The organism is Parahoeflea olei, from assembly GCF_001703635.1.
GTDB lineage: Bacteria > Pseudomonadota > Alphaproteobacteria > Rhizobiales > Rhizobiaceae > Hoeflea > Hoeflea olei.
Genome location: NZ_LQZT01000023.1, coordinates 148374 through 169761, shown reverse-complemented (window position 1 = coordinate 169761; position 21388 = coordinate 148374). Strand labels below are relative to the sequence as shown.

15 protein-coding genes are annotated in these 21388 nt (G+C 66.8%); 3 read left to right on the top strand and 12 right to left on the bottom strand.

From position 1 onward, the window contains the following. From glgX to AWJ14_RS13665, 5 genes are all read right to left on the bottom strand, one after another. Entirely contained in the window at positions 1-2106 is a 2106-nt protein-coding gene (gene glgX, locus AWJ14_RS13685; RefSeq protein WP_066180143.1) for a glycogen debranching protein GlgX, read from the bottom strand. Further along, positions 2103-4301: a 1,4-alpha-glucan branching protein GlgB gene (glgB, locus tag AWJ14_RS13680; protein WP_066180141.1), complete on the bottom strand. Its 2199-nt coding sequence runs from the start codon at positions 4299-4301 to the stop codon at positions 2103-2105. Before glgB ends, glgX begins: the two co-directional genes overlap by 4 nt. Next, on the bottom strand, positions 4298-7603 hold the full coding sequence (gene treS / locus AWJ14_RS13675; RefSeq protein ID WP_066180139.1) for a maltose alpha-D-glucosyltransferase: 3306 nt from the start codon (positions 7601-7603) through the stop codon (positions 4298-4300). The genes glgB and treS overlap by 4 nt, the downstream gene beginning before the upstream one ends. Then, positions 7600-10686 carry an alpha-1,4-glucan--maltose-1-phosphate maltosyltransferase gene (locus AWJ14_RS13670; RefSeq protein WP_066180136.1) on the bottom strand — a complete coding sequence of 1029 codons (3087 nt, stop codon included), beginning with the start codon at positions 10684-10686 and terminating at the stop codon, positions 7600-7602. The genes treS and AWJ14_RS13670 overlap by 4 nt, the downstream gene beginning before the upstream one ends. Before the next feature lie 300 nt (positions 10687-10986). Continuing rightward, positions 10987-11310: a DUF2934 domain-containing protein gene (locus AWJ14_RS13665; RefSeq protein WP_066180133.1), complete on the bottom strand. Its 324-nt coding sequence runs from the start codon at positions 11308-11310 to the stop codon at positions 10987-10989. A gap of 231 nt (positions 11311-11541) precedes the next feature. Between AWJ14_RS13665 and AWJ14_RS13660 the strand changes: the two genes are divergently transcribed. Beyond that, the gene (locus AWJ14_RS13660; RefSeq protein WP_066180130.1) at positions 11542-11787 is read left to right on the top strand and encodes a hypothetical protein; all 246 of its coding nucleotides are present in this window, start codon (positions 11542-11544) and stop codon (positions 11785-11787) included. A gap of 243 nt (positions 11788-12030) precedes the next feature. Here the strand turns inward: AWJ14_RS13660 and AWJ14_RS13655 are convergent, their stop codons facing one another. The 7 genes from AWJ14_RS13655 to hemP form a co-directional block, all read right to left on the bottom strand. Further along, entirely contained in the window at positions 12031-12279 is a 249-nt protein-coding gene (locus tag AWJ14_RS13655) for a glycine zipper domain-containing protein (protein ID WP_066180128.1), read from the bottom strand. Positions 12280-12419: 140 nt separating this feature from the next. Beyond that, on the bottom strand, positions 12420-14291 hold the full coding sequence (locus AWJ14_RS13650; RefSeq protein ID WP_066180125.1) for a heavy metal translocating P-type ATPase: 1872 nt from the start codon (positions 14289-14291) through the stop codon (positions 12420-12422). 175 nt (positions 14292-14466) lie between these two features. Then, on the bottom strand, positions 14467-15273 hold the full coding sequence (locus AWJ14_RS13645) for a heme ABC transporter ATP-binding protein (protein WP_066180123.1): 807 nt from the start codon (positions 15271-15273) through the stop codon (positions 14467-14469). A gap of 11 nt (positions 15274-15284) precedes the next feature. Further along, the gene (locus AWJ14_RS13640) at positions 15285-16385 is read right to left on the bottom strand and encodes a FecCD family ABC transporter permease (protein WP_066180121.1); all 1101 of its coding nucleotides are present in this window, start codon (positions 16383-16385) and stop codon (positions 15285-15287) included. Between the two features lies 1 nt (position 16386). After that, positions 16387-17274 (bottom strand): heme/hemin ABC transporter substrate-binding protein, encoded by an 888-nt coding sequence (locus AWJ14_RS13635; RefSeq protein WP_066180630.1) that lies wholly within the window; start codon positions 17272-17274, stop codon positions 16387-16389. 7 nt (positions 17275-17281) lie between these two features. Further along, positions 17282-18328 (bottom strand): hemin-degrading factor, encoded by a 1047-nt coding sequence (locus AWJ14_RS13630; protein ID WP_066180119.1) that lies wholly within the window; start codon positions 18326-18328, stop codon positions 17282-17284. A 12-nt stretch (positions 18329-18340) separates the two neighbouring features. Continuing rightward, positions 18341-18550, bottom strand: coding sequence for a hemin uptake protein HemP (gene hemP, locus AWJ14_RS13625; RefSeq protein WP_066180117.1), 210 nt, complete (start codon positions 18548-18550; stop codon positions 18341-18343). A 255-nt stretch (positions 18551-18805) separates the two neighbouring features. On the opposite strand from hemP, the gene AWJ14_RS13620 reads away from it, so the two are divergent. Both AWJ14_RS13620 and AWJ14_RS13615 read left to right on the top strand, forming a co-directional pair. After that, positions 18806-20935 (top strand): TonB-dependent hemoglobin/transferrin/lactoferrin family receptor, encoded by a 2130-nt coding sequence (locus AWJ14_RS13620; protein WP_210183542.1) that lies wholly within the window; start codon positions 18806-18808, stop codon positions 20933-20935. 2 nt (positions 20936-20937) lie between these two features. Next, a complete protein-coding gene (locus tag AWJ14_RS13615) occupies positions 20938-21378 on the top strand; it encodes a hypothetical protein (RefSeq protein WP_066180113.1) in 441 nt (146 codons plus the stop codon). Positions 21379-21388: the final 10 nt, after the last annotated feature.

Below are 21388 nucleotides of genomic sequence, written 5' to 3'. Positions count from 1 at the left end.
TTACCCCGTCTCCTTGTCGGTTCCCACCACCAGCATCACCGCACGGTCCCGCACTTCGATCTCGGTCCCGATTTCGGTTTCGCCCGCCTCCGGATCGGCGCTGTCGATGACGAGCGTGCGGCGCAGCTCCGGCGGCGGCAGCTTGAAGGTCAGCGTATCGCCAGACCCGTTCATCAGCAACGTCACCGTTTCGAGCGAACCGTCGGGCTTGCGGCGGCAGCGGCGCAGGGTAAGCGCGCGGCCCTCGGCGTTCTTCCAGTCGTCTTCCGACAGATGCTCGCCGCGCTCGTCGAACCAGTCGATGTCGAGCACGCCCGGCGCGACTTCGACCTCGCCATGCAGGAAGCGCGTCGCGCCGATCAGCGGATAATTGCGCCGCGCCGCCGTGAGCTTGCCGACGAAAGCGGTGAGCTTGCGGCCGCGCTCGCTTTCGAGCGCCGACCAGTCGAACCAACTGATCTCGTTGTCCTGGCAATAGGCATTGTTGTTGCCTTGCTGGGTGCGGCCGAATTCGTCGCCGCCGAGCAGCATCGGCGTGCCGAGCGAGGTCATCAGCGTGGTCAGCATCGAGCGGGTGACGCGATCACGGACATCCTCGATCGCCGGATCGTCCGACGGCCCCTCCGCGCCCCAGTTGCAGGAGTAGTTCTCGGAATGGCCGTCGCGGTTGTCCTCGCCATTGGCCTCGTTGTGCTTGCCCTCGTAGCTCACCAGATCGCGCAGGGTCTGGCCGTCATGGGCGGTGATGAAATTGACGCTCGCCCAGGGCCGGCGGGCGCGGCGGTCGAACAGGTCGGCGGAGCCGGCGATGCGGTTGGCGAATTCCGGGCGCATGCCGCTCTCGCCGCGCCAGAACTTGCGCGTGGCGTCGCGGAACTTGTCGTTCCACTCGGCAAAACCCGGCGGGTGATGGCCGAGCTGGTAGCCGCCCGGGCCGATGTCCCAGGGTTCGGAGATGAGCTTGAGCTGGTTGAGCACCGGATCCTGGCGCAACACGTCGAAGAAGCCCGAGCGCGGGTCGAAGCCGTTGTTGCCATCGCGGCCGAGCGTGACGCCGAGATCGAAGCGGAAGCCGTCGACCCGATAGCTCTCGGCCCAGTGCCTGAGCGAATCGATCACCATCTGCAGGACGCGGGGATGACTGAGATCGAGCGTGTTGCCGGTGCCGGTGTCGTTGACGCAGTAGCGCGGCTCGCCCTCGACCAGCCGGTAATAGCTCGCATTGTCGAGGCCGCGCAGATTGAAGGTCGGTCCCAGTTCGCTGCCCTCGGCGGTGTGGTTGTAGACCACGTCGAGAATGACCTCGATGCCCGCGGCATGCAGCTTGCGGATGGCGATGCGCAGCTCGTCGCCGGTGTCGGTCGCCATGTAGCGGCGTTCGGGCGCGAAGAACGAGAGCGTGTTGTAGCCCCAGTAATTGGCAAGCCCCGCCTCCTGCAGACGCCGGTCCTGGACGAAGCTGTGGATCGGCAGGAGTTCGAGCGCGGTCGCGCCCACCCGCCTGAGATGGTCGATTACCCTGGGATGGGCGAGCGCCGCGAAGGTGCCGCGCTGTCGGGCCGGCACATCCTCGAGCAGCTTGGTCAGGCCTTTGGCATGGGCCTCGTAGATCACCGTGTCCGACCAGGGCGTGTTGGGGCGCACATCGCCGGACCAGTCGAAGGCATTGGCGGTGACCACGGATTTGGGCATCGCTGGCGCGCTGTCGCGGCGGTCGAAGCTCAAGTCCTGGCGCTTCGAGCGGACAGAATAGGAATGCAGCGCGTCGTTCCAGCGCAGAGTGCCCGCCAGCCGCTTGGCATAGGGGTCGAGCAGCAGCTTGTTGGGGTTGAAGCGATGGCCGTTTTCCGGCTCGTAACGGCCATGGGCACGGAAGCCGTAAAGCAGGCCCGGCTCGGCATGGGGCAGATAGCCGTGCCAGACCTCGTCGGTGCATTCGGGCAGTTCGAGACAGGCGATCTGCCGCTTGCCCGACGACTCGAACAGACAGAGCTCGATCTTGTCGGCATTGGCCGAGAAGACGGCAAAATTCACGCCCAGACCGTCGAACGTGGCGCCGAGCGGATAGGGATAGCCGGACTCAAGCCGGTCAGGGGTTGGTGTCACGTGCGTGATCCTTGATGGCGCAGGAGGATGGCTCCGAGCGGTGGCAGGGTGATGTCGGCAGAACAGGGCTGGCCGTGCAGCGGGCGATTGGCGGCATTCACGCTGCCGCCATTGCCCATGTTGGAGCCGCCATAGCGGTGGGCGTCCGAATTCAGCACTTCCTCCCAGCGGCCCGGATGCGGCAGGCCGACCCGGTAGCTCGCATGCGGCTGCGGGGTCATGTTGAGCACGACCGCGAGCGGATCGCCCGCACCGTGGCGGAGGAAGGCAAAGACCGAATTTTCGCTGTCATCGGCCACCAGCCACTGGAAGCCGGTCGGATCGCTGTCGTGGCGGTGCAGCGACGGTTCCGCCTGGTAGAGGCGGTTGAGATCCCGGACCAGCGTCTGCACCGCGGCATGTTCGGGCCTGTCGAGCAGGTCCCATGGCAAAGACCGGTCATGGTTCCATTCCGTCTCCATGCCCAGCTCGCACCCCATGAACAGAAGCTTGCGTCCCGGATGGGTCCACATCAGCGACAGATAGAGCCGGAGATTGGCGAATTTGCGCCAGCGGTCGCCGGGCATCTTGTTCCAGAGCGAGCCCTTGCCGTGCACCACCTCATCATGGCTGATCGGCAGCACGTAGTGTTCCGAATAGGCGTAGACCATCGGAAAGGTGAGTTCGCCCTGATGCCAGCGCCGGTAGAGCGGGTCGCGCTCGATATAGCTGAGCGTATCGTGCATCCAGCCCATGTTCCACTTATAGGAAAAGCCCAGGCCGCCTTCGTTCACGGGGGCCGAGACGCCGGGCCAGGCGGTGGATTCCTCGGCGATCGTCATCGCACCGGGACAGCGATCCGCGACGATCGTGTTCATCTGCTTGAGAAACGCCACGGATTCGAGGTTTTCGCGGCCGCCATGGATATTGGGCACCCATTCGCCGGGCTTGCGGCTGTAATCGCGGTAGAGCATCGAGGCCACCGCATCGACGCGCAGCCCATCCACGTGAAAGGTTTCCAGCCACCAGACAGCGGAGGCGAGCAGGAAGCCCGAAACCTCGCGCCGGCCGAGATTGTAAATCAGCGTGTTCCAGTCCTGGTGGAAGCCCTCGCGCGGATCGGCATGTTCGTAGAGATGGCTGCCATCGAATGTGGCAAGTCCGTGCGCATCAGCGGGGAAATGCGCGGGCACCCAGTCGAGGATCACGCCGATGCCCTCGCGGTGGCAGGCGTCGACGAAGCGGGCGAAATCCTCGGGCCGGCCGAAACGCGCGGACGGAGCGAACTGCGACAGCGGCTGGTAGCCCCAGGAGCCGCCGAAAGGGTGCTCCATGATCGGCAGCAATTCGACATGGGTGAAGCCCATCTCGGCCACATAGGGGATCAGCCGCTCGGTCAGGCCGCGCCAGTCGAGCGCGCGGTCCCCCTGTCCGGCGCCTTCCGGCGCGAGCCAGGAACCGGCATGGACCTCGTAAACCGACATCGGCGCATTCGGGGCCTGGCGGCGGGCGCGGTCGTCCATCCAGTCGTCGTCGTGCCAGATGTAATCCGGGCGGGGCGCGACGATCGAGGCGGTCCGGGGCGGGGCCTCGGTCTGGCGCGCCACCGGATCGGCCTTCTGCCAGATGCCGCCATTGCGACCGACGATCTCGAACTTGTAGCGCACCCCGGGGCCGAGCCGCGGCACGAAGATCTCCCAGACGCCTGCCGGCTGGCGCAGCCGCATCGGATGCCGGCGGCCGTCCCAGGTGTTGAAGTCGCCAACGACGGAAACCCGCCGGGCATTCGGCGCCCAGACCGAAAAGGCCACGCCCTCGACGCCCTCCATCACCATCGGCTGCGCGCCGAAAACGCGCGCGAGATCGAGATGCCGGCCCTCTGAGAAGAGATAGAGATCGAGATCGCGGAGCACGAAGCCGAAGCCATAGGGGTCTTCGGTCTCCTGCACCGCGCCGCCGGGCCAGGTGATGCGCAGAAGGTAGGGCCGGTCATCGGACACAACGCCGGTGAAGAAGCCGGGCGCGACCTCGCGCAAGGTCCCGAGCGCCGCGCCGCCGCCCCGCGCGGCGACCTCCACCCGTTCGGCACCGGGCTGGAACGTGCGCACGACGCGCCCCTCGCCGGTCTCGTGCGGGCCGAGCAGCGCGAAGGGATCCTGCAGGCGTCCATCGAGGGCTGCGGCAGCCGCGGCGAGGACGTGGTCGACCGCGCTCATCGGCCGCCTCCCGCCATCAGCCGGCGCACCGCGCGGGCAAGCCCCGCCACCGGCACGCCAATCCAGTCGGGCCGGTTCGCCGCCTCGTAGACCACCTCATAGGCCGCCTTCTCGATGATCAGCAGATCGAGCAGCGGATCGACTTCGATTTCAGGCGGCGCGATCTCGCCGTTTTCGCCTTCCCCACCGGGTTCACGCGCCGGCTTCAGGCCGAGATAGCCCGAAAGAAGGGCCTGTTTGGCATTGGAGCGGAAAGCCTCGGACCAGTCCTCGCTCCAGGGATCGGCGCCGGAGGGCCGGCTGCGTTCGGCCACGGCGAGCGCATAGTCGAAAGAGCGCATCATGCCGGCGACGTCGCGCAATGACAGGTCCTTGCCGCGCCGCTCGCTGATCGGGCGGGTCGGCTCACCCTCGAAGTCGATGAACATGACGTCGTCGCCGGTGACCAGCACCTGGCCCAGATGCAGGTCGCCATGGATGCGGGTGCGGTAGCGATCGACCGCGCGGCGCACGACCTCGCCGATCCGCTCGATCAGCACGTCGCGGGTGTCGAACAGGTACGCCGCGTCACGGCCCGCGGCCTCGTCGAGCTCAGCCCCGCGCAACTGGCCCATGGCCTTGTCGACCTGGCCCTTGATGCGGCCGCCGAGCTTGTCGGCCTGCTCGAGCGTGACCGGCTCGGGCACAAAGTCGGGATTGGAGGTCTCCGAGGCCAGCACCTGGTGCATGTCGGCAAGCCGGCGGCCGAGATTGGCGGCGAAATTGGCGTAGTTGGAGAAACTGGTTTCGGTGTCGGTGGCGAGCCGGCCCAGGAAATCGAGCGTCCACTGCCAGCCGTCGCCCTGGTTGTAGACAAAGGCCTGCGCCATCATCAGAAGCGTCTCCCCGTCCTTGTCCGACCGGGTCACGGTGCCGAGCATCGCCGGCACGTTGGCGTAACCGTGGTCGGTGAGATAGCGTACCATCTCGACATCCGGATGAACGCCTGGCGCAACCTTTCGCAACAGCTTGAGCACGGCCTGGCGGCCGATCATCATGGTGGAGTTCGACTGTTCGGCGGCCATCCACTCGACCTCGCCGTCGGCATCGAGATCGAAGCCGGGCATGGCCGAAAAGCGGATCTCGCCGTCGCCCACGGCAACCACGGTTCCCTCGCGCATGGCGCTCACCACCGACCGGGCGAAGGGCGCGAGCGTGAAGCCGTCGGTCAAAAGGCCAACATCGCGGCCGCGGCGGACGCGCGCCAGCGCGAGGTTCGACGCATAGGGCCCGTTCTGCCCGTCGCTCCAGGCGATGCCGAGCGGCAGCGTGTAGGTGGCCTCGCTCACGGCCGTGGAGACGCGGAATTCACCAAGCAGCAGATCGAGCGCGCCGGGCATCGGCGTCAGCCGTTCGAGCGCGACTTTGGAGATCGGCTCGTCCTTGCCGCCGAACCAGCGCCGTTGCGCGATGTAATCGGGCAATATGTCGCGCTCGAGCACCGCCGCATGCACCGGCTCGCCCAGATCACTGAGCTCGGGGCGCAGCACGAAGGTGTAGTACTCGATCGCGTCCGCAGGCGCGGACGTCGCCCATTCCGGCGGTTCGACATTTTCGGCGAGCCGGAACCAGAGGAAGCCATAGGGCTGGAGCGTGAGCAGATAGGGCAGTTGCCCGATCTTGGGGAAGGCGGCACCGCCGCTGAGTTCCACCGGCGTGCGGCCCTCGAAATCGTGCAGGTCGAGTTCCACCGCCTGCGCGGTGCGGCCGAGATTGGCCACGCACAGGATGGTCTCGTCCTCGTATTCGCGGAGATAGGCGAGAATCCGCCGGTTCGGGGGCCTAAGGAAGGTTTGCGTGCCGCGCCCGAAGACCTTGTGGCCGCGGCGGACGGCGAGCATGCGCTTGACCCAGTTCAGGAGCGAATGGCGGTCGCGCTCCTGCGCCTCGACATTGACCGCCTCATAGCCATAGAGCGGGTCCTGGATCGCGGGCAGCGTCAGCGAGGCCGGATCGGCGCGTGAAAAGCCGCCATTGCGGTCGGGCGACCATTGCATCGGCGTGCGCACGCCATCGCGGTCGCCCAGGAAGATGTTGTCGCCCATGCCGATCTCGTCGCCGTAATAGAGAACCGGCGTGCCGGGCATGGTCAAAAGCAGCGCGTTCATCAGCTCGATGCGGGCGCGGTCACGGTCCATCAGCGGCGCGAGCCGGCGGCGGATGCCGAGATTGATGCGCGCGCGCTTGTCGGACGCATAGGTGTTCCACAGATAGTCGCGCTCGGCGTCGGTGACCATTTCCAGCGTCAGTTCGTCGTGGTTGCGCAGGAAGATCGCCCATTGCGCATCGCCCGGGATCTCGGGCGTCTGGCGCATGATGTCGGTGATCGGGAAGCGGTCTTCCTGGGCCACCGCCATGTACATGCGCGGCATCAGCGGAAAGTGGAACGCCATCTGGCATTCGTCCGACATCGCCGGCGTGCCATCCTCGCCGCAGGCCGCGCCGCCGAAATATTGCTGCGTGTCCTCGGGCCACATATTGGCCTCAGCCAAGAGCATGCGGCCTGGATAATTCGCATCCATGTCGGCGCGGATGCGCTTGAGGACATCGTGGGTCTCGGGCAGGTTCTCGTTCGACGTGCCGTCGCGCTCGATCAGATAGGGCACCGCATCGAGCCTCAACCCGTCGACGCCGGCGTCGAGCCAGAAATGCATGACCTCGAGCACGCGTTCCATCACCGCCGGATTGTCGAAATTGAGATCCGGCTGGTGCGAGTAGAACCGGTGCCAGAAATAGGCCCCCGCCTCCTCGTCCCAGGTCCAGTTGGATTTCTCGGTGTCCAGGAAGATGATGCGGGTGCCGGAATAGAGCTTGTCGTCGTTGGACCAGACATAGACCTCGCGCTCGGGCGAACCGGCCGGCGCCTTGCGCGCGGCCTGGAACCAGGGATGCTGGTCGCTGGTGTGGTTGATCACCAGTTCGGTGATGACGCGGATGTTGCGCGCATGCGCGGCCTCGATGAAGGCGCGGACCTCCTCGATGGTGCCGTAGTCGGGGCTGACGCCGCAGTATTCGGCGATGTCGTAGCCGTCGTCGCGGCGCGGCGAGGGGTAGAACGGCAGCAGCCACAGCGCGGTCACGCCGAGTTCGGCGATGTAGTCGAGTTTCTGCATCAGGCCGGCGAAATCGCCGATGCCGTCATTGTTGGAATCGAAGAACGACTTGACGTGCACCTGGTAGATGATCGCGTCCTTGTACCAGAGCGGATCGTTCATGTCGGTGACCATCGCCGGGGCGATGAAGGGACGGGCGGTCTGGTTCATGCGTGTCCTCCCGGCGCGACGAGGCGCCATATCCGGTAGGGCAGATCGGGGGTGAGGCGGATCCACTGGGTCTTGCCATGCCAGTCGAACCGGTAGCCGAGGGCCAGATCCTCGACGGCGATGCTGTCGGTGTCGGCAAGACCGAATTCCCACAGCGGAACCTCGAAATGGGTCTCCTGGGCATGGTGCGGATCGAGACTGACCATCACCATGATCATCTCGCCGCCGTCCGGAGAGGGCTTGCCGTACCAGATCATGTTGTCATTGTGGGCGAGATAGAAACGGGTGTTGAGATGGGTCTGCAGCGCCGGATGCACGCGGCGCAGGCGGTTGAGCAGCGTGATGTCGGCGATGATGTTGCCGGGCGCCGCGTAGTCGCGCGGGCGGATCTCGTATTTCTCGGAATCGAGATATTCTTCCCGACCCGGCAAGGGCGCCGCCTCGCAGAGCTCGAACCCGGAATAGACGCCGAACAGGCCCGAGAGCGTGGCCGCGAGCACGGCGCGGATCTGGAAGCCGGGACGGCCCGAGGTCTGCAGGAAGATCGGGTTGATATCCGGCGTGTTGACGAAGAAATGCGGCCGGTAGAACTCTTTGGGCGCCGTGGTGGTCAATTCGGTGATGTAGTCGATCAGCTCGTGCTTGCCGTCGCGCCAGGTGAAATAGGTGTAGCTTTGCGAGAAGCCGACCTTGGCGAGCCGGTACATCATGGTGGGCCGGGTGAAGGCCTCGGCCAAGAAGATCGCATCGGGATGGCGGCTGCGGATGTCGGCGATCATCCACTCCCAGAACGGCAGCGGCTTGGTGTGCGGGTTGTCGACCCGGAAGGTCTTGACCCCGTGGCCGATCCACAATTCCACCACGTCCCGGAGCGCGAGCCACAGGTCGGGCACGGCGTCGGGGCCATAGAAATCGAGATTGACGATGTCCTGGTATTTCTTGGGCGGGTTCTCCGCATATTTCATCGACCCGTCGGGCCGCCAGGAGAACCAGCCCGGATGTTCAGTGAGCCAAGGGTGGTCGGGCGAGGCCTGGATCGCGAAATCGAGCGCGATCTCGAGCCCGTGCGCGCGGGCTTCTTCAACCAGGCGGTCGAAATCCTCGAAACTGCCGAGTTCGGGATGGATGGCGTCATGGCCGCCCTCGGCGCTGCCGATCGCATAGGGGCTGCCGACATCGTGCGGCTCGGGCGTCAGCGTGTTGTTGGGACCCTTGCGGTTGGTGAGCCCGATCGGGTGGATCGGCGGGAAATAGAGCGTGTCGAAGCCCATGTCGCGGATGCGCGGCAGATGCGGAATGACGTCGGCGAAGCTGCCGTGGCGCCTCTTGTCGTCGGTCATCGAGCGCGGAAACAGCTCGTACCAGCTCGAAAACCTTGCGGCCAGGCGCTCGGCATCGATGCGCTGGGCCTTGGAAACGAGGCGGAACGGGCGGTCGTCGGCAGTGTCCATCAGCGCCGCGAGATCCGGATCCAGCAGCAGCGCGGCGCTGTCTTCCTCCGAGCCGGCTTCGCCGATGCGCTTTGCGAAGACCTTGAGTTGCTTCTGCGTGCTTCCCTTGGCGCGCTTGATGGCCCTGGCGATCAGCGCGCGGCCGTCGGCATGGTCGACGGGTTGGGCGACGCCGGCGTCGCGCTTCTTGGCAAAATCGCGACGGAAGGCGCCGAACAGGTCGAGCCAGGTTTCGATGACGAATTCATGGGCGCCGAGGCGTTCGAGCGTAAATTCGCCTTGCCACAGATCGTTGCGGCCGAGCGGGTTCATGCGTGCCGACTGCCAGTCCTCACCATCGAGGCTGCGCCAGCGCAGTTCCGCGGCAAGCTGCTCGTGGCCGTCGGCAAAGATCGCAGCCTCCACCTCGACCGTGTCGCCGACCACGCGCTTGACCGGAAAATCCCCGCCTTCGACCGTGGGCGTAACCGCTTCCACCACCAGGCGCGGCGCCCTGGCGCGGCCGGCCACGGCTTCAGGCCCCGATTGCGGGGCGAGGGTGATCGGGGCGGAGGGTTCAAGCTCGATCAGCCGGACTTCGCCGGGAGCGAGCGGTGACAGGTCGGCGTCCGAAAGGTCGAGCGGACGGCCTGCGCGCTGGATGATCGCGCCCCTGCCCGGCGCGGGCCTTTCTGCAGTGCCGGCATTGATCAGGATAAGCAGCGCGCCCGCGCTTGCTTGGCCATCGCCTTTGCGGGTGCGCACGAGCGCACGCGCCGTGCCGGGGCCTCGGGAGACGAGCCGCACGGCGCCGTCATAGGCCGCGGCGCGTTCATTGAGCGCGATCGCGCTTTCGGCCATGGCGAATTCGCCGGCATCGTCGCCGAGCAGCGAATGCGGCACGATGATGCCGCCCGCAAGCGCGGCGGCAGCCTTGATCAACCGGCCTCCGCCACCGCGGGTACCGCCGGCTTCGAGGTCGGCGAGCACCGGCACGCCGGAGGCCGCCCCCCGGCCCGCGTCCGGCAGTCGGCCGGCGGCGAGGTCCGCCCAGCCGTAAGAGACGGTCAGTCCGTCAAGCCCGGCCGCGGCGATGTCCCTGCCCGCATCTGACCTGTCCGTCGGCGCGGCGAGGATGACGACATCGCGATCAGCGAACGCGGACGTGATCCGCGAGATCATCGCGCCGCCGATCCGGCCCGGATCGACAAGGCGGAAGCCGCCGACGCCGCTCGCGGCCAGCTTGCTCAACCGCTCGACGATCGGGCCCGCCAGAAGCTCGACCGCATCGGGGCTCGTGAGCCGGGCGATCGCTTCGCCGCTCGGCGGCATCGGCTTGCGCGGATCGACCGGGCCTTCGCTCTGGCCGAGACGGCGGATCGAGAACAGGTCGGGATGCTTGCGCACGAGGGGATGGTCGAGCGGAAACCGGGCGATGTTGATATCGATCAGGATGCGAAGGGATGTGGCGCACCCCAGCTCCGCGGCCGTTTCCGGATCCAACGCGCCGTCACCGAACAGCAGCCAGTCGCCCTGCCACAGGGCGGCGTCGAAGCCTGCCGAGGCGGCACGCTCGAGAATGCCGGATGCGTCCTGAGAGGGCCGGTGGGGGTCCGACTGTAGGCGCAGGATCGTGAGGATGCTGGAAGGCAACGATAAGGTCTCCGCGGTCGGTGCTGTGCCAAGTCAACAGCCGAACGCAGCAATGGTTCCGTTCTTTTTTGGCGTGAACTTTTCGCCCCGACCAGCATGCCCGCCCTGTGCAGCAGCCTGGAGGGGCCGCGCCCGGCGGGGCTCCACCCGTCCCGGATAGGGCACAAAAAGAGACGGAGCATGCAAATCCGATCCCGCGGCAGGGATGCCGCGCGGCGCCATCGGGGCGGTTGCGCTCCGCTGGCCTGAGCCTGGCTTATCGGTCCCGCGGCCGGAGCATCGGGACCGGCTGCGCGGCAGTCAGGATTTGGCGGGCTTGCGTTTGGCCGTCGGCTTCTTGCCGAGCACCGCAAGATCCCGATCGACCGGCGCGACTTGCCCCGTCGCCGCCTTTCCGGCCTTGGCCTTGGCGGCCGGCTTGGCAGTCCCGGCCTTGGCCGCGGATTTCGGCGCCGCCGGCTTCTTCGGGGCTTTTGCCGCCGGCGCGGCCGTGGCCTGGGCGCGGGCCTCGCTCAGTTCCGCGCGCGCCTGCTCCCAGTGATGGGTTGCGCGGCCGGCGGGCCGGCCTTCCGATTCCCAGATCTCATAGGCACGTTGGCGAATGCTGTGTTCATGGTCATCCATGTCGGACTCCTTTCTCGGTGAAAGATCAATTCCCCGCGCCCCGGAAAGATCCGTGGCCCAGGTCCTTTTTGGCGCGCTCGCCAGTCCTCCTCGCCCCAACCCGGCAAGAGCCCGGAAAATACGCGAAAAATCCGCCGACGGGAATGCGTGAAAACGACCAGGTGCGCGGGAACAAATATCCGGCTCAGCCGTTTTTCGTCCTGCCGTTCAGGCGTGGCGAGGAGACCCCCGATGCAACAGCGTGTTTATGATTTCATTCCCCAGTCCGATGGCTGGGCCGTGGTGGTGGATGGGCGCCTGGTGGCGTCCTATGCGAGCCTTTATCTCGCGGTGACGGCCGTCAAGGCCGGCACCCACGGGAAGATTACCGACCGGAGCCGTCTGGTGATGCGCCGCCAAGGAGTCGATGGCTCGCTGCACGATCTGCCCGGCCCCCACGATACCAGCGCCGCGCGCGACACCCGGCTGCTGCACTAGACCCGCGGGTGCAGTCAGGCAAAAATCGCCTGGCGCCGACGAGAGGACCAGGACCCGGTTTCGATGAGATCGGGTTTCTTTCGATGAGAACGGACGCGCTGTGCGCGTCAAAAACAAGCGCGGTGCTCCAGGTCAGCGGCCTGCGGCTGACACCCGTGATCAGCCTTCGGAAGACAGGCGGAAACAGAAAAGGCCCGGGGTTCGCCGGGCCTTTTCCATGTCCTGCGGGTGCGTATCGCGGGCTTACGGGCAGGCCGCGGTGTAGCGCCGGCCGTTGCGGTCGCGATAGTAGCACTGGCCGGGTTCGCGGGCGTTGCCGATCAGCGCGCCTGCAACCGTGCCGACTGCGCCGCCCACGGCTGCGCCGCGGATATCGCCGGATACGGCTCCACCGATTGCAGCGCCGGAGACGCCGCCGATGGCCGCTCCCCTTTCGGTCGCCGTGCAGGCACCGAGCCCGAGCAAGAGTGTGGCCAGCAAAAGGTGTTTCATGGTCTGTCTCCTGTGTTGCAACAGGCGGATAACCCCCAACTGTGGCCGAAGTTCCATCGAAAGATCAGGCTTGCGACAGGACAAGGCCGGAAAGCGGGATCGGAGCGCAAGTTTCGGGCGCGCCCGCGCGGCACGGCCCGTCAGGGCAGAGGCGCGGCTTCGAGCGGTGTTCCGGTGTGGACGGGCCGGATCTTCAGCGCCCGGAGCGCGTTCAGGATCACGCCGACATCGATGAGTTCCTGCAGCAGCGCGCCTTCGACGGGCGAGAGGTAACCGAAGGCGGCGGCGATCATGCCGATTACCGACAGGCCGATCCCCACCGCGACGCTCTGCAACGCGATCTGTCGCGCGCGCTGCGCCACCTCGATGCCCGGCAGCAGACGGTCGAGATGATCGACCAGCAGCACGACATCGGCGGCCTCGGCGGAAGCCGCGGCACCACGGGCGCCCATGGCAACCCCGATATCGGCGGCAGCGAGCGCCGGCGCGTCGTTGACCCCGTCGCCCACCATCATCACCGGGCCGTTCTTGCGCTCGCTCAGGACCAGCAGCACCTTCTGGTCCGGCGTAAGCTCGCTGCGCACCCCGTCGAGCCCGAGATCGCGGGTGATCGCGTCCGCCACCGCGCGGCGGTCGCCGGTGGCAAGCAGGATGCGTTCGATCCCGAGCGAGCGCAAACCCGCAAGCAGTTCGGCCGTGCCCGGTCGCAGCGCATCCGCCATGACCAGATGCCCCGCGGGCCTGCCGTCGACACCGACGGCGACCACCACCGAGCCCGTGGCGGCAACCGTGCCATTCGCACCCTGGCCGAGACGGCCGGCCACGAAGCCCGCGCCGCCCACCAGCACCGCGTGGCCCGCGACCTCGCCGGCAAGGCCTTCCCCGGCGGTCTCGACCACCCGCTGCGGCACAGGCAGGGAGAGGCCCCGCGCGCGCGCCGCCTCGACGATCGCCTGGGCAATGGGGTGTTTCGAGGCCTGGTCGAGCGCGGCGGCGAATTGCAGCACCTGGTCCTCGCGCCAGCCGCCCGCGGTCTCGATCGACACGATCTGCGGCCGGCCGTCGGTCAGCGTGCCGGTCTTGTCGAGGATCAGCGTGGTGATCCGCGCCAGCCATTCGAGCGGCTTGGCGCCCTTGATCAGGACGCCGAAGCGGGCGGCGCGCGACAGGCCGGCCACCAGCGCCACGGGGACGGCGAGAATGAGCGGACAGGGCGTGGCCACCACCAGCACCGCGACCGCGCGGATCGGGTCTCCGGTCTGTGCCCAGGCGGCGGCGGCGATGACGATGGTTGCAAGCAGGAACAGCATCGACCAGCGATCGGCGAGCCGCGACATCGGCGCCTTCGAGGCCTGCGCCGTCTCGACCAGCCGGACGATGCCGGCATAGGTGCTGTCGGCGGCACGCCGCTTGACCCGCAAGTCGAAGGCATCGCCGGAATTGGTCGAGCCGCTCATCACGTCCTCGCCGCGCCCGAGCCGGATGGGAAGCGATTCGCCGGTGAGCGCCGACTGGTCGAGGATCGCCTGTTCGCTTTCGACCATGCCGTCGACGGGTGCGACGTCGCCGTGACGGATCAGCAGCAGATCGCCGATGGCGATGTCGTCGAGCGGGATTTCCTCGAGCGTATCCGCCCGCCGTCGCGTCGCCACCCGTGGCACGCGCGACAACAGATCGCTCATCTCCCGCCGGGCGCGGCCCTCGGCGAAGCTTTCGAGAAAGGTGCCGCCCGAATACATCACCGCGACCACGGCCGCGGCCAGCGTTTCGCCGAACACCAGCGCCGCCGACATCGACAGCGCGGCGACGATGTCGAGCCCGAGGTCGCCGCGCAGGAGGCTGCGCCCGATCTCGACGACCAGCACCGCGAGCACCGGCAGCACGCCCGCGACCCAGGCCAGCGCCGCCCGCTCCGGCATGCCTGCGGCCAGCAGCACAAGGCCAACGGCCAGGCCCAGCGCGGCGACGGCCAGCAACAGCGCGGCGAGACGATTGTGGATCAGGGCATTCATCGGACGGACGCTCTCCGACCGCAGCCTGCGCCTCACCGGCGGCAAAAGACATGCGACCTGTCGTCCATCATAGCTCTGCCGTCCCCGCCTGCCTACTGGCAGCGGGAGCGCTTGTCGCGTGCCCCCGGCGACCGCCCGGACAGCCGGGTTGGCCGTGCCGGAGCGTGGCTGCCGGTCAGGTGACCGCGGAGCGGGCAGTGACCGATTGCGGCAGCACGAAGAGATCGTTGGCCGGGCGCACGCCGACCCGCAGCCGGCAGCCGAATGTCCGTGACAGCGCTTCGTCGGTCATCACGTCGTCGGGCGGCCCGGCGGCGACGACGGAGCCACCGGCCAGCAGCGTCACGCGGTCGGCGAACATCGCGGAGAGATTGAGATCGTGCATCACCGCGATCACGCCGCCGCCGCGGGCGGCGTAGTCGGCGGCAAGCTCCATGACGTCGATCTGGTGGCGGATGTCGAGGCTCGACACCGGCTCGTCGAGGAACAGCCAGCGCGGGCCGTCCTCGTCGACCGGCTCCCAGATCTGGCAGAGCACGCGGGCCAGTTGCACGCGCTGGCGCTCGCCGCCGGAAAGCTCCTGGTAGAAGCGGCCGGCGAAGCCATCGAGATCGACCGCGGCCAGCGCTTCGCTGACGCGGCGGTCCCGGAAGGCGCGGTCCCTGGCTGGGCCGTTCACGGCGGAAATGCCAATGCGCACCACTTCGGCCACGGTAAAGGGAAAGCTCAGCGTGGTTTCCTGGGCCAGCACGCCGCGATGGGCAGCCATCTCGTGCGGCTTCAGGCCGGCAATGTCGCGGCCGTTCAAGCGGATCACACCGCTGTAAGGCAGGTCGCCGCACAGCGCCTTCATGAGTGTGGTCTTGCCCGAGCCGTTCGGCCCCGCGATCACGGTCACCTGCCCCGCCTCGGCCCAAAAGCCGATATCGCGCAGGATCACGTGGTCTCCATAGCGCACGCTCAGGTGCTGGGCTTCCACCATGGGCTGGCTCCTCAAAGGTCGATGATGCCGCGCCGGCGCAGCAAGATCCACAGGAAGAACGGCGCGCCGATGGCCGCGGTGACGATGCCGATCGGCAATTCCGCCGGCGGCACGATGCTGCGGCTCACGCAATCGGCCAGCAGCAGGAACGACGCGCCGAGCAGCGCGGAGGCCGGCAGCAGGTAGCGGTGGTCCGGCCCGATCATCAGCCTGAGCACATGCGGGACGATGATGCCGACGAAGCCGATACCGCCGGAGACGGCGACCGAGGCGCCGGTGGCGGCGGCGATCGCGAAGATCGCCGTGTTCTTGACCGACTGCAAAGAGATGCCCATGTGCACCGCCGCCGCTTCGCCGAAAGCGAGCGCATTGAGGCCGCGGGCGAGGTAGAAGCTCGCGACAAGCGCGGGCAGGATGATCGGAAGGATCGAAACCACCTTCTCCCAGGTGGCGCCGGCGAGCGACCCCAGGCCCCAGAAGGAGATCTGCCGCAGCTGCAGATCATCGGCGATGAAGATCATCAGCCCGGTGATCGCCAGCGCGAAGGCGCCGAGCGCGATGCCGGCGAGCAGCATCGTGGCCACCGAGGTGCGGCCCTCGCGGGTGGCGATGCTGTAGAGGATGTAGGTCGAGGCGAGACCGCCCAGAAAGGCCGCGAACGGCAGCGCATTGGCGCCCGCGAGACTGGCAAAGGAGGACAGCAGGGTGCCGCCGAGGACGATCACGGCGACCGCGCCCAGGCTTGCGCCGGCGGAGACGCCGACAATGCCGGGGTCGGCCAGCGGATTGCGGAACAGACCCTGCATCACCGCGCCTGAGACGGCGAGCGAGGCACCGACCATCGCGCCCATGATCACCCGCGGCAGGCGGATGCTGGTGATGACGATGCGATCGACCGCCTGAAGGCCCTCGCCGTCGTTGAGACCGACCGAAGCCATCAGCACGCGCAGGGTGGGCGCGTCGAAGGCGCCGACCTGCAACGACAGCCCCATGGTCAGCATAAGCAGCACACAGAGCAGGCCCAGCGCGAGCCGGGCACGCGCCGAGCGGTCACCCGCAAGGCGCGGCTGCCAGGCCGGCGCGGCCTTCAAGGACGAGACACGCTGGAGCATCTCAATTGCCGGCCGCCGGAACGTCGCCATACAGCGCCTCGCCGAGCTCGCGCGCGGCCTGCGCCGTGCGCGGCCCGAAGCCGAGAATGTAGAGCCCGTCCATGCCGATCACCTTGCCTGCCTTGCCGGCGGGAGTGGCGGCGATGGCCGGATGCGCCAGCACCTCGGCATCGGAGGAGGGATCACGCCCGCCGCGCATGCGCAGGATCAGGTCCGGCGCGGCCTCGATCACGGCTTCGTTGGAAACCTCCTTGTAGCCGTCAAAACCGCTCATGGCGTTGACCCCGCCCGCAAGCGCGATGATGCCCGCGGCATGGGTGTTGCCGCCGCTCGCCATCAGGCGTCCGCCCTGGACGGAGAGCAGGAACAGCACCCGGCGCTTATCGGCGATGCCGGCTGCGGCGGCTTCGGCGGCGGCGAGATCGGCACCGACCTTGCCGGCCAGTTCCTCGCCCGCCTCTTCGCGGCCGAAGGCTTTCGCGGTAAGCCGGATCTTGTCGAGGATCGACTGGCTGTCATAGCCGTCGGGGATCACGGTGACCGGGATGCCGGCCTGCTGGATCACGCTCGCGGCCTCCGGCGGACCGAAACCCTCAAGGGCGACGATCATGTCGGGACCGACCGACAGCACCCCTTCGGGCGAGAGCTGGCGGATATAGCCGACATCGGGCAGCTTCGCGGCGGCTTCGGGAAAGACGCTGGTGGTGTCGCGGGCGATCAGCCGGTCCTCTTCGCCGAGCGCATAGACGATCTCGGTCAGAGAACCGCCGATGACGACAACGCGTTGCGGCCCGTCCGCGCGCGCAGGCGCGGCAGCAGCAGCAAGGGCCGCGGCGGCGATGACGCCGCCGATCAGGCGGCGCCGGCTCAGGGGGGCGAACAGGGCCATGCGCATCTCAGGCCGCCCTTTCCGTCCGGATCCGCGGCAGCTGTTCCATGATCATGCGCCAGCTTTCGCGCTCGTCCTCGCCTTCGATGCGCTTGCCGAAGAACTGGACGATCAGTTCGCCGTCCTTGTTGTAGGCCTCGAGCGAGGTCACGTGCCCGGTGTCGATCGGCTTGCGCACGGCCCAGACTTCCTTGACGTGGTCCTGGCGCAGGTGAAGGTTGAAGCCGGGATCGAGCACATTGATCCAGGGGCCGATTTCCTTGATGGTCTCGACCGGCCCGGAGTGGATCTGGATGCAGCCCTTGTTGCCCACGAAGCACATGATCGGCAGCTTCTCGTTCGCCGACAGGTTGAGCATCGCCGCCACCGACGAGGTGTCGAGTTGCCAGGCGAAGTCCTCGCCGACTTCGCGCACGGCTTCAATGCGCTCGAGACCGAGTTTGCGCAGAAGCGGGACGAACTGGTGGGCATCGGTCATGCGGCTCCAGCGGTCGCGCAGCTCGGTGACCGGGATTTCGGCCACGGGCTTTTCCACCTCGGCCTTTTCCTCGAGTACCACGGTGTCGGACTGGTCGTCATGGGTGAAGGCGGCCACCAGCCGGTGCCAGGCGTCCATGTCGGTGGCGGGACGGGCATGAATCTTGTGGACGGCGTCGCCATGGGCGTCGAAGAACTGCAGCGAGTTGCGCACGCTGTCGCCATCGCGCGTTTCCACCGCGAAGCCGTGGACCCAGTGCTTGGGGAACATGCGCATGTCGATGGCTTCACCGAGCATCATGGCCGCGACCTTGCCGCCATGGAACTTGTCGTAGACGCCGCTCTTCTCGTGCACGGCGCTTTCGTTGCGGGTCAGAGCCAGCACTTCGCCGAGCGATTCCAGGGCCGGAAACAGCGCATTGAAATCGACGGCGAGCCGGGTCGTCCCGTGCCCGCACCAGGCCGCCACATAGGTCGCCTCGTCGATGCCGAGCTGCGTCGCCAGATCGCGCGCGCGCAGCTTGGGGTTTTCCGCCTGCGCCGCCCTGATGGCCGCCGAGTCGCGTGTCTGTGTCATTGCCGAGCCCTCTTACTTGTTGAGAATCAATTTGCCTTGCCGGGTGATCTTCAGCCGGTAGAGGGATCCCTGATGCACGATTCCGATCTCGCTGGCGGCGCCGAACAGGTTGCGCGTGTCGAACACCGGCAGCTGCGGCGCATGGGCGGTTTCGGCTGAAACAGGCGGCGCCGCCAAAGACGGCTTGGCATGTTCTGGTGTGTGGGTCTTGGTCGTGGTCATTGCGGGAATTTCCCTCGTCTCGCGGGGCTGGCGGCAGGCTGGCTGGGCGAGGGTTGGTGTGGTCGTTCGTTATTTCTTGACATGATTTATCATGTTTTATATCGAGCACAATAGTTGAGTTGAAAAATCATGTTTAGCTCACTCTGAATGCGAGCAAGCCGACGCCAGCCAGCACTCACCATCTTCAACAGGAGCAGGGTCATGGGTTTGGCGAAGCGGCGCAGCGCACATCTGATGTGCGGGATTGCGTTAATCATGGGGGCAACGGGACAGGTCCGGGCTCAGGAGACATCAGATCAGGCAGCCGGTGCGGAAGCAGCCAGCCAGACCGCGGGCACCACGATGCTGCAGCGGATGGTCGTCGGCGCCGGCCGTGAAAAGGTGGCGATCGACACGCCCCAGGCCGTGAGCGTCGTCGGCCAGGACGACATCGACAGCGAGCAGGCCACCCTGGTCGGCGACATTCTCAAGCGCATTCCCGGCGTCAACACCTCCGGCTCCGACCGCGCCTTCGGCCAGACCTTCAACATTCGCGGCGTCGGCGCACCCGAGACCGCCGGCGAGGAAGGCCGCATCATCGTCAACATCGACGGCGTCAACAAGTTCTACGAGCAGTACCGGATGGGCGGGTTCTTCTCCGATCCGGAACTCTACAAGAGCGTGGAAGTGCTGCGCGGTCCCGCCTCCTCGACGCTCTATGGCTCCGGCGCACTCGGCGGCGTGATCAATTTCACCACCAAGGACGCCTCCGACTTCATCGAGCCGGGACAGAACGGCGCGTTCCGGGTGAAGGGCAGCTACTCCTCCAACGAACAGGGCTGGCTCAGCTCCTTCGTGCTGGCGCAGCGGCTCAGCCCCGATGCGGAATTCCTGGTGACCGGCAACTACCGCACCGCCGACAACTACACCACCGGCGACGGAACCGAGGTCCGCTCCTCCTTCTTCGACACCTGGTCGGGCCTTGCCAAGGTGACCGCCAATGTCGGCGACGAGGGCCGGATGCGGCTGTCCTACCAGCGCTGGGACTCCGATGCCGACCAGCAGGACTACGCGCAGTCGGGCACCGACACGATCATCATGGGCGGACCGATGTTCGGCCTGGTCGACCGCCATGTGGTCGACGACACCTTCGTCGCCTCCTACGAGAACCCCTTCTCGGACAATGACTGGCTGGACGTGAAGGTGTCGGCCTCCTACTCCAACACCAAGACCAAGCAGCGCAATGCCACCGGCAACCCGACGATGGGCCTGACCTGTGCCACCAGCTCGCTGTTCTGCGACACCGACTACGGCTATCTCACCGCCCAGTTCAACATCGAGAACACCTCCGAATTCCACGGCGACAGCTGGGACAACTATCTCAGCTACGGCTGGCAGTTCGCCCACCAGGAACGCACCGCCGAAGTGCTCACGGGCACGGCGACCGGCATCGGCTTCCACCCCGAGGGCGAAGACCTGCGCAACGGCATCTTCGTGCAGAACGAATTCGTCTGGGACGAGAAGTTCACGCTGATTCCCGGCGTTCGCTTCGACACCCGCCGGCTTTCGCCGGGCGCCTCGACCGGCGTCACCGGCGACTTCACCGACACCGCCATCTCGCCGAAGATCGCCGCCCACTACCGGTTCAACGACACGGTCGCCATCTTCGGCTCGTTCGCCCACACCGAGCGCTTCCCCACCATCGACGAGGTGTTCTCGACGACGTCGAGCCGGTCGGTGTTCCTGCCGAGCTTCGGCCTGAAAAAGGAAAAGTCGAACAACTGGGAAGGCGGCATCGCGCTGTCGGGCTACGACATGATCCGCCCCGGCGACAGCGTGCAGATGAAGACCACCTATTTCCACAACTCGATCGACGACCTGATCGCCCTCAATCCGAACCTGACGGCCGGATTCAACAATGTGGAAGGTTATTACAACGTCGATCGCGCGCGCATTCACGGCGTCGAGATCGAGGTGGCCTACGATTCGGAATATGTCTTCGCTTCGGCGGGCTATTCCCATGTGATCGGCCGCGACGTGAGCTCGGATGCGAACCTGACCACCGTGGCACCGGACGAATTCGCCTTCACCGTCGGCGGACGCCTGCCGGACCGGGATATCGAATTCGGCTGGAAATCCCGGATCGTCGCCGGCCCGCAGGATTCCTGCCGCGACTCGGCAACGCCGGTGACCTGCGTGGGCGCCAGCCCCAGCCGGTTCTCCGAATCCTTCAATGTCCACGACATCTATCTCAACTGGAAGCCGCAGGACGGCCAGTTCAAGGGTTGGGAGGCGCAGCTCGGCGTCGACAACCTGTTTGACGAGAACTACAAGGAATTCCTCAACAACGACTACGCCAAGGGCCGCACCTTCAAGATCTCGCTCGCGAAGAAATTCGGGTGGTGAGCATGCGACGCGCGTCCCTCTGCATGGTCTCGGTCCTGGCGCTGGCGACATTGTCGCCGGCGCCGGCCACCGCAACCGAGGAAAGGCCGGCCAGCGCCGGCCTTTCGCTCGAACTCAACAAGCTCGAACAGAACGGTGCCGCCTGCCGCGCGACCATGGTCGCCGTCAACGGCTTTAAGGCCCCGCTCGACGAAGCCGCCTTCGAACTCGTGACCTTCGACACCGCCGGGCTGATCGGCCTGATGACGGTGCTCGATTTCGGCGTCCTGCCCGCCGGCAAGACCCTGGTGCGGCGCTTCGACCTGCCGCAGACCGATTGCGCCGCGCTGTCTCGGATCCTCGTCAATGCCGTGGCGCGCTGCGCCGGCGACGGGATCGCGCTCGAACAGTGCCGCGCCCAGTTTACCACCACCAACCGCGCCGCCATCGACTTCGGCCGGTAACCGCTGAAAG

What these genes read in the sequence shown, in the direction of transcription:
- glgB (WP_066180141.1), bottom strand. Translation starts at nt 4,301, where the DNA reads ATGAGCGCGGTCGACCACGTCCTCGCCGCGGCTGCCGCAGCCCTCGAT.
- treS (WP_066180139.1), bottom strand. Translation starts at nt 7,603, where the DNA reads ATGAACCAGACCGCCCGTCCCTTCATCGCCCCGGCGATGGTCACCGAC.
- AWJ14_RS13665 (WP_066180133.1), bottom strand. Translation starts at nt 11,310, where the DNA reads ATGGATGACCATGAACACAGCATTCGCCAACGTGCCTATGAGATCTGG.
- AWJ14_RS13660 (WP_066180130.1), top strand. Translation starts at nt 11,542, where the DNA reads ATGCAACAGCGTGTTTATGATTTCATTCCCCAGTCCGATGGCTGGGCC.
- AWJ14_RS13655 (WP_066180128.1), bottom strand. Translation starts at nt 12,279, where the DNA reads ATGAAACACCTTTTGCTGGCCACACTCTTGCTCGGGCTCGGTGCCTGC.
- AWJ14_RS13650 (WP_066180125.1), bottom strand. Translation starts at nt 14,291, where the DNA reads ATGAATGCCCTGATCCACAATCGTCTCGCCGCGCTGTTGCTGGCCGTC.
- AWJ14_RS13645 (WP_066180123.1), bottom strand. Translation starts at nt 15,273, where the DNA reads ATGGTGGAAGCCCAGCACCTGAGCGTGCGCTATGGAGACCACGTGATC.
- AWJ14_RS13640 (WP_066180121.1), bottom strand. Translation starts at nt 16,385, where the DNA reads ATGCTCCAGCGTGTCTCGTCCTTGAAGGCCGCGCCGGCCTGGCAGCCG.
- AWJ14_RS13635 (WP_066180630.1), bottom strand. Translation starts at nt 17,274, where the DNA reads ATGGCCCTGTTCGCCCCCCTGAGCCGGCGCCGCCTGATCGGCGGCGTC.
- AWJ14_RS13630 (WP_066180119.1), bottom strand. Translation starts at nt 18,328, where the DNA reads ATGACACAGACACGCGACTCGGCGGCCATCAGGGCGGCGCAGGCGGAA.
- hemP (WP_066180117.1), bottom strand. Translation starts at nt 18,550, where the DNA reads ATGACCACGACCAAGACCCACACACCAGAACATGCCAAGCCGTCTTTG.
- AWJ14_RS13620 (WP_210183542.1), top strand. Translation starts at nt 18,806, where the DNA reads ATGGGGGCAACGGGACAGGTCCGGGCTCAGGAGACATCAGATCAGGCA.
- AWJ14_RS13615 (WP_066180113.1), top strand. Translation starts at nt 20,938, where the DNA reads ATGCGACGCGCGTCCCTCTGCATGGTCTCGGTCCTGGCGCTGGCGACA.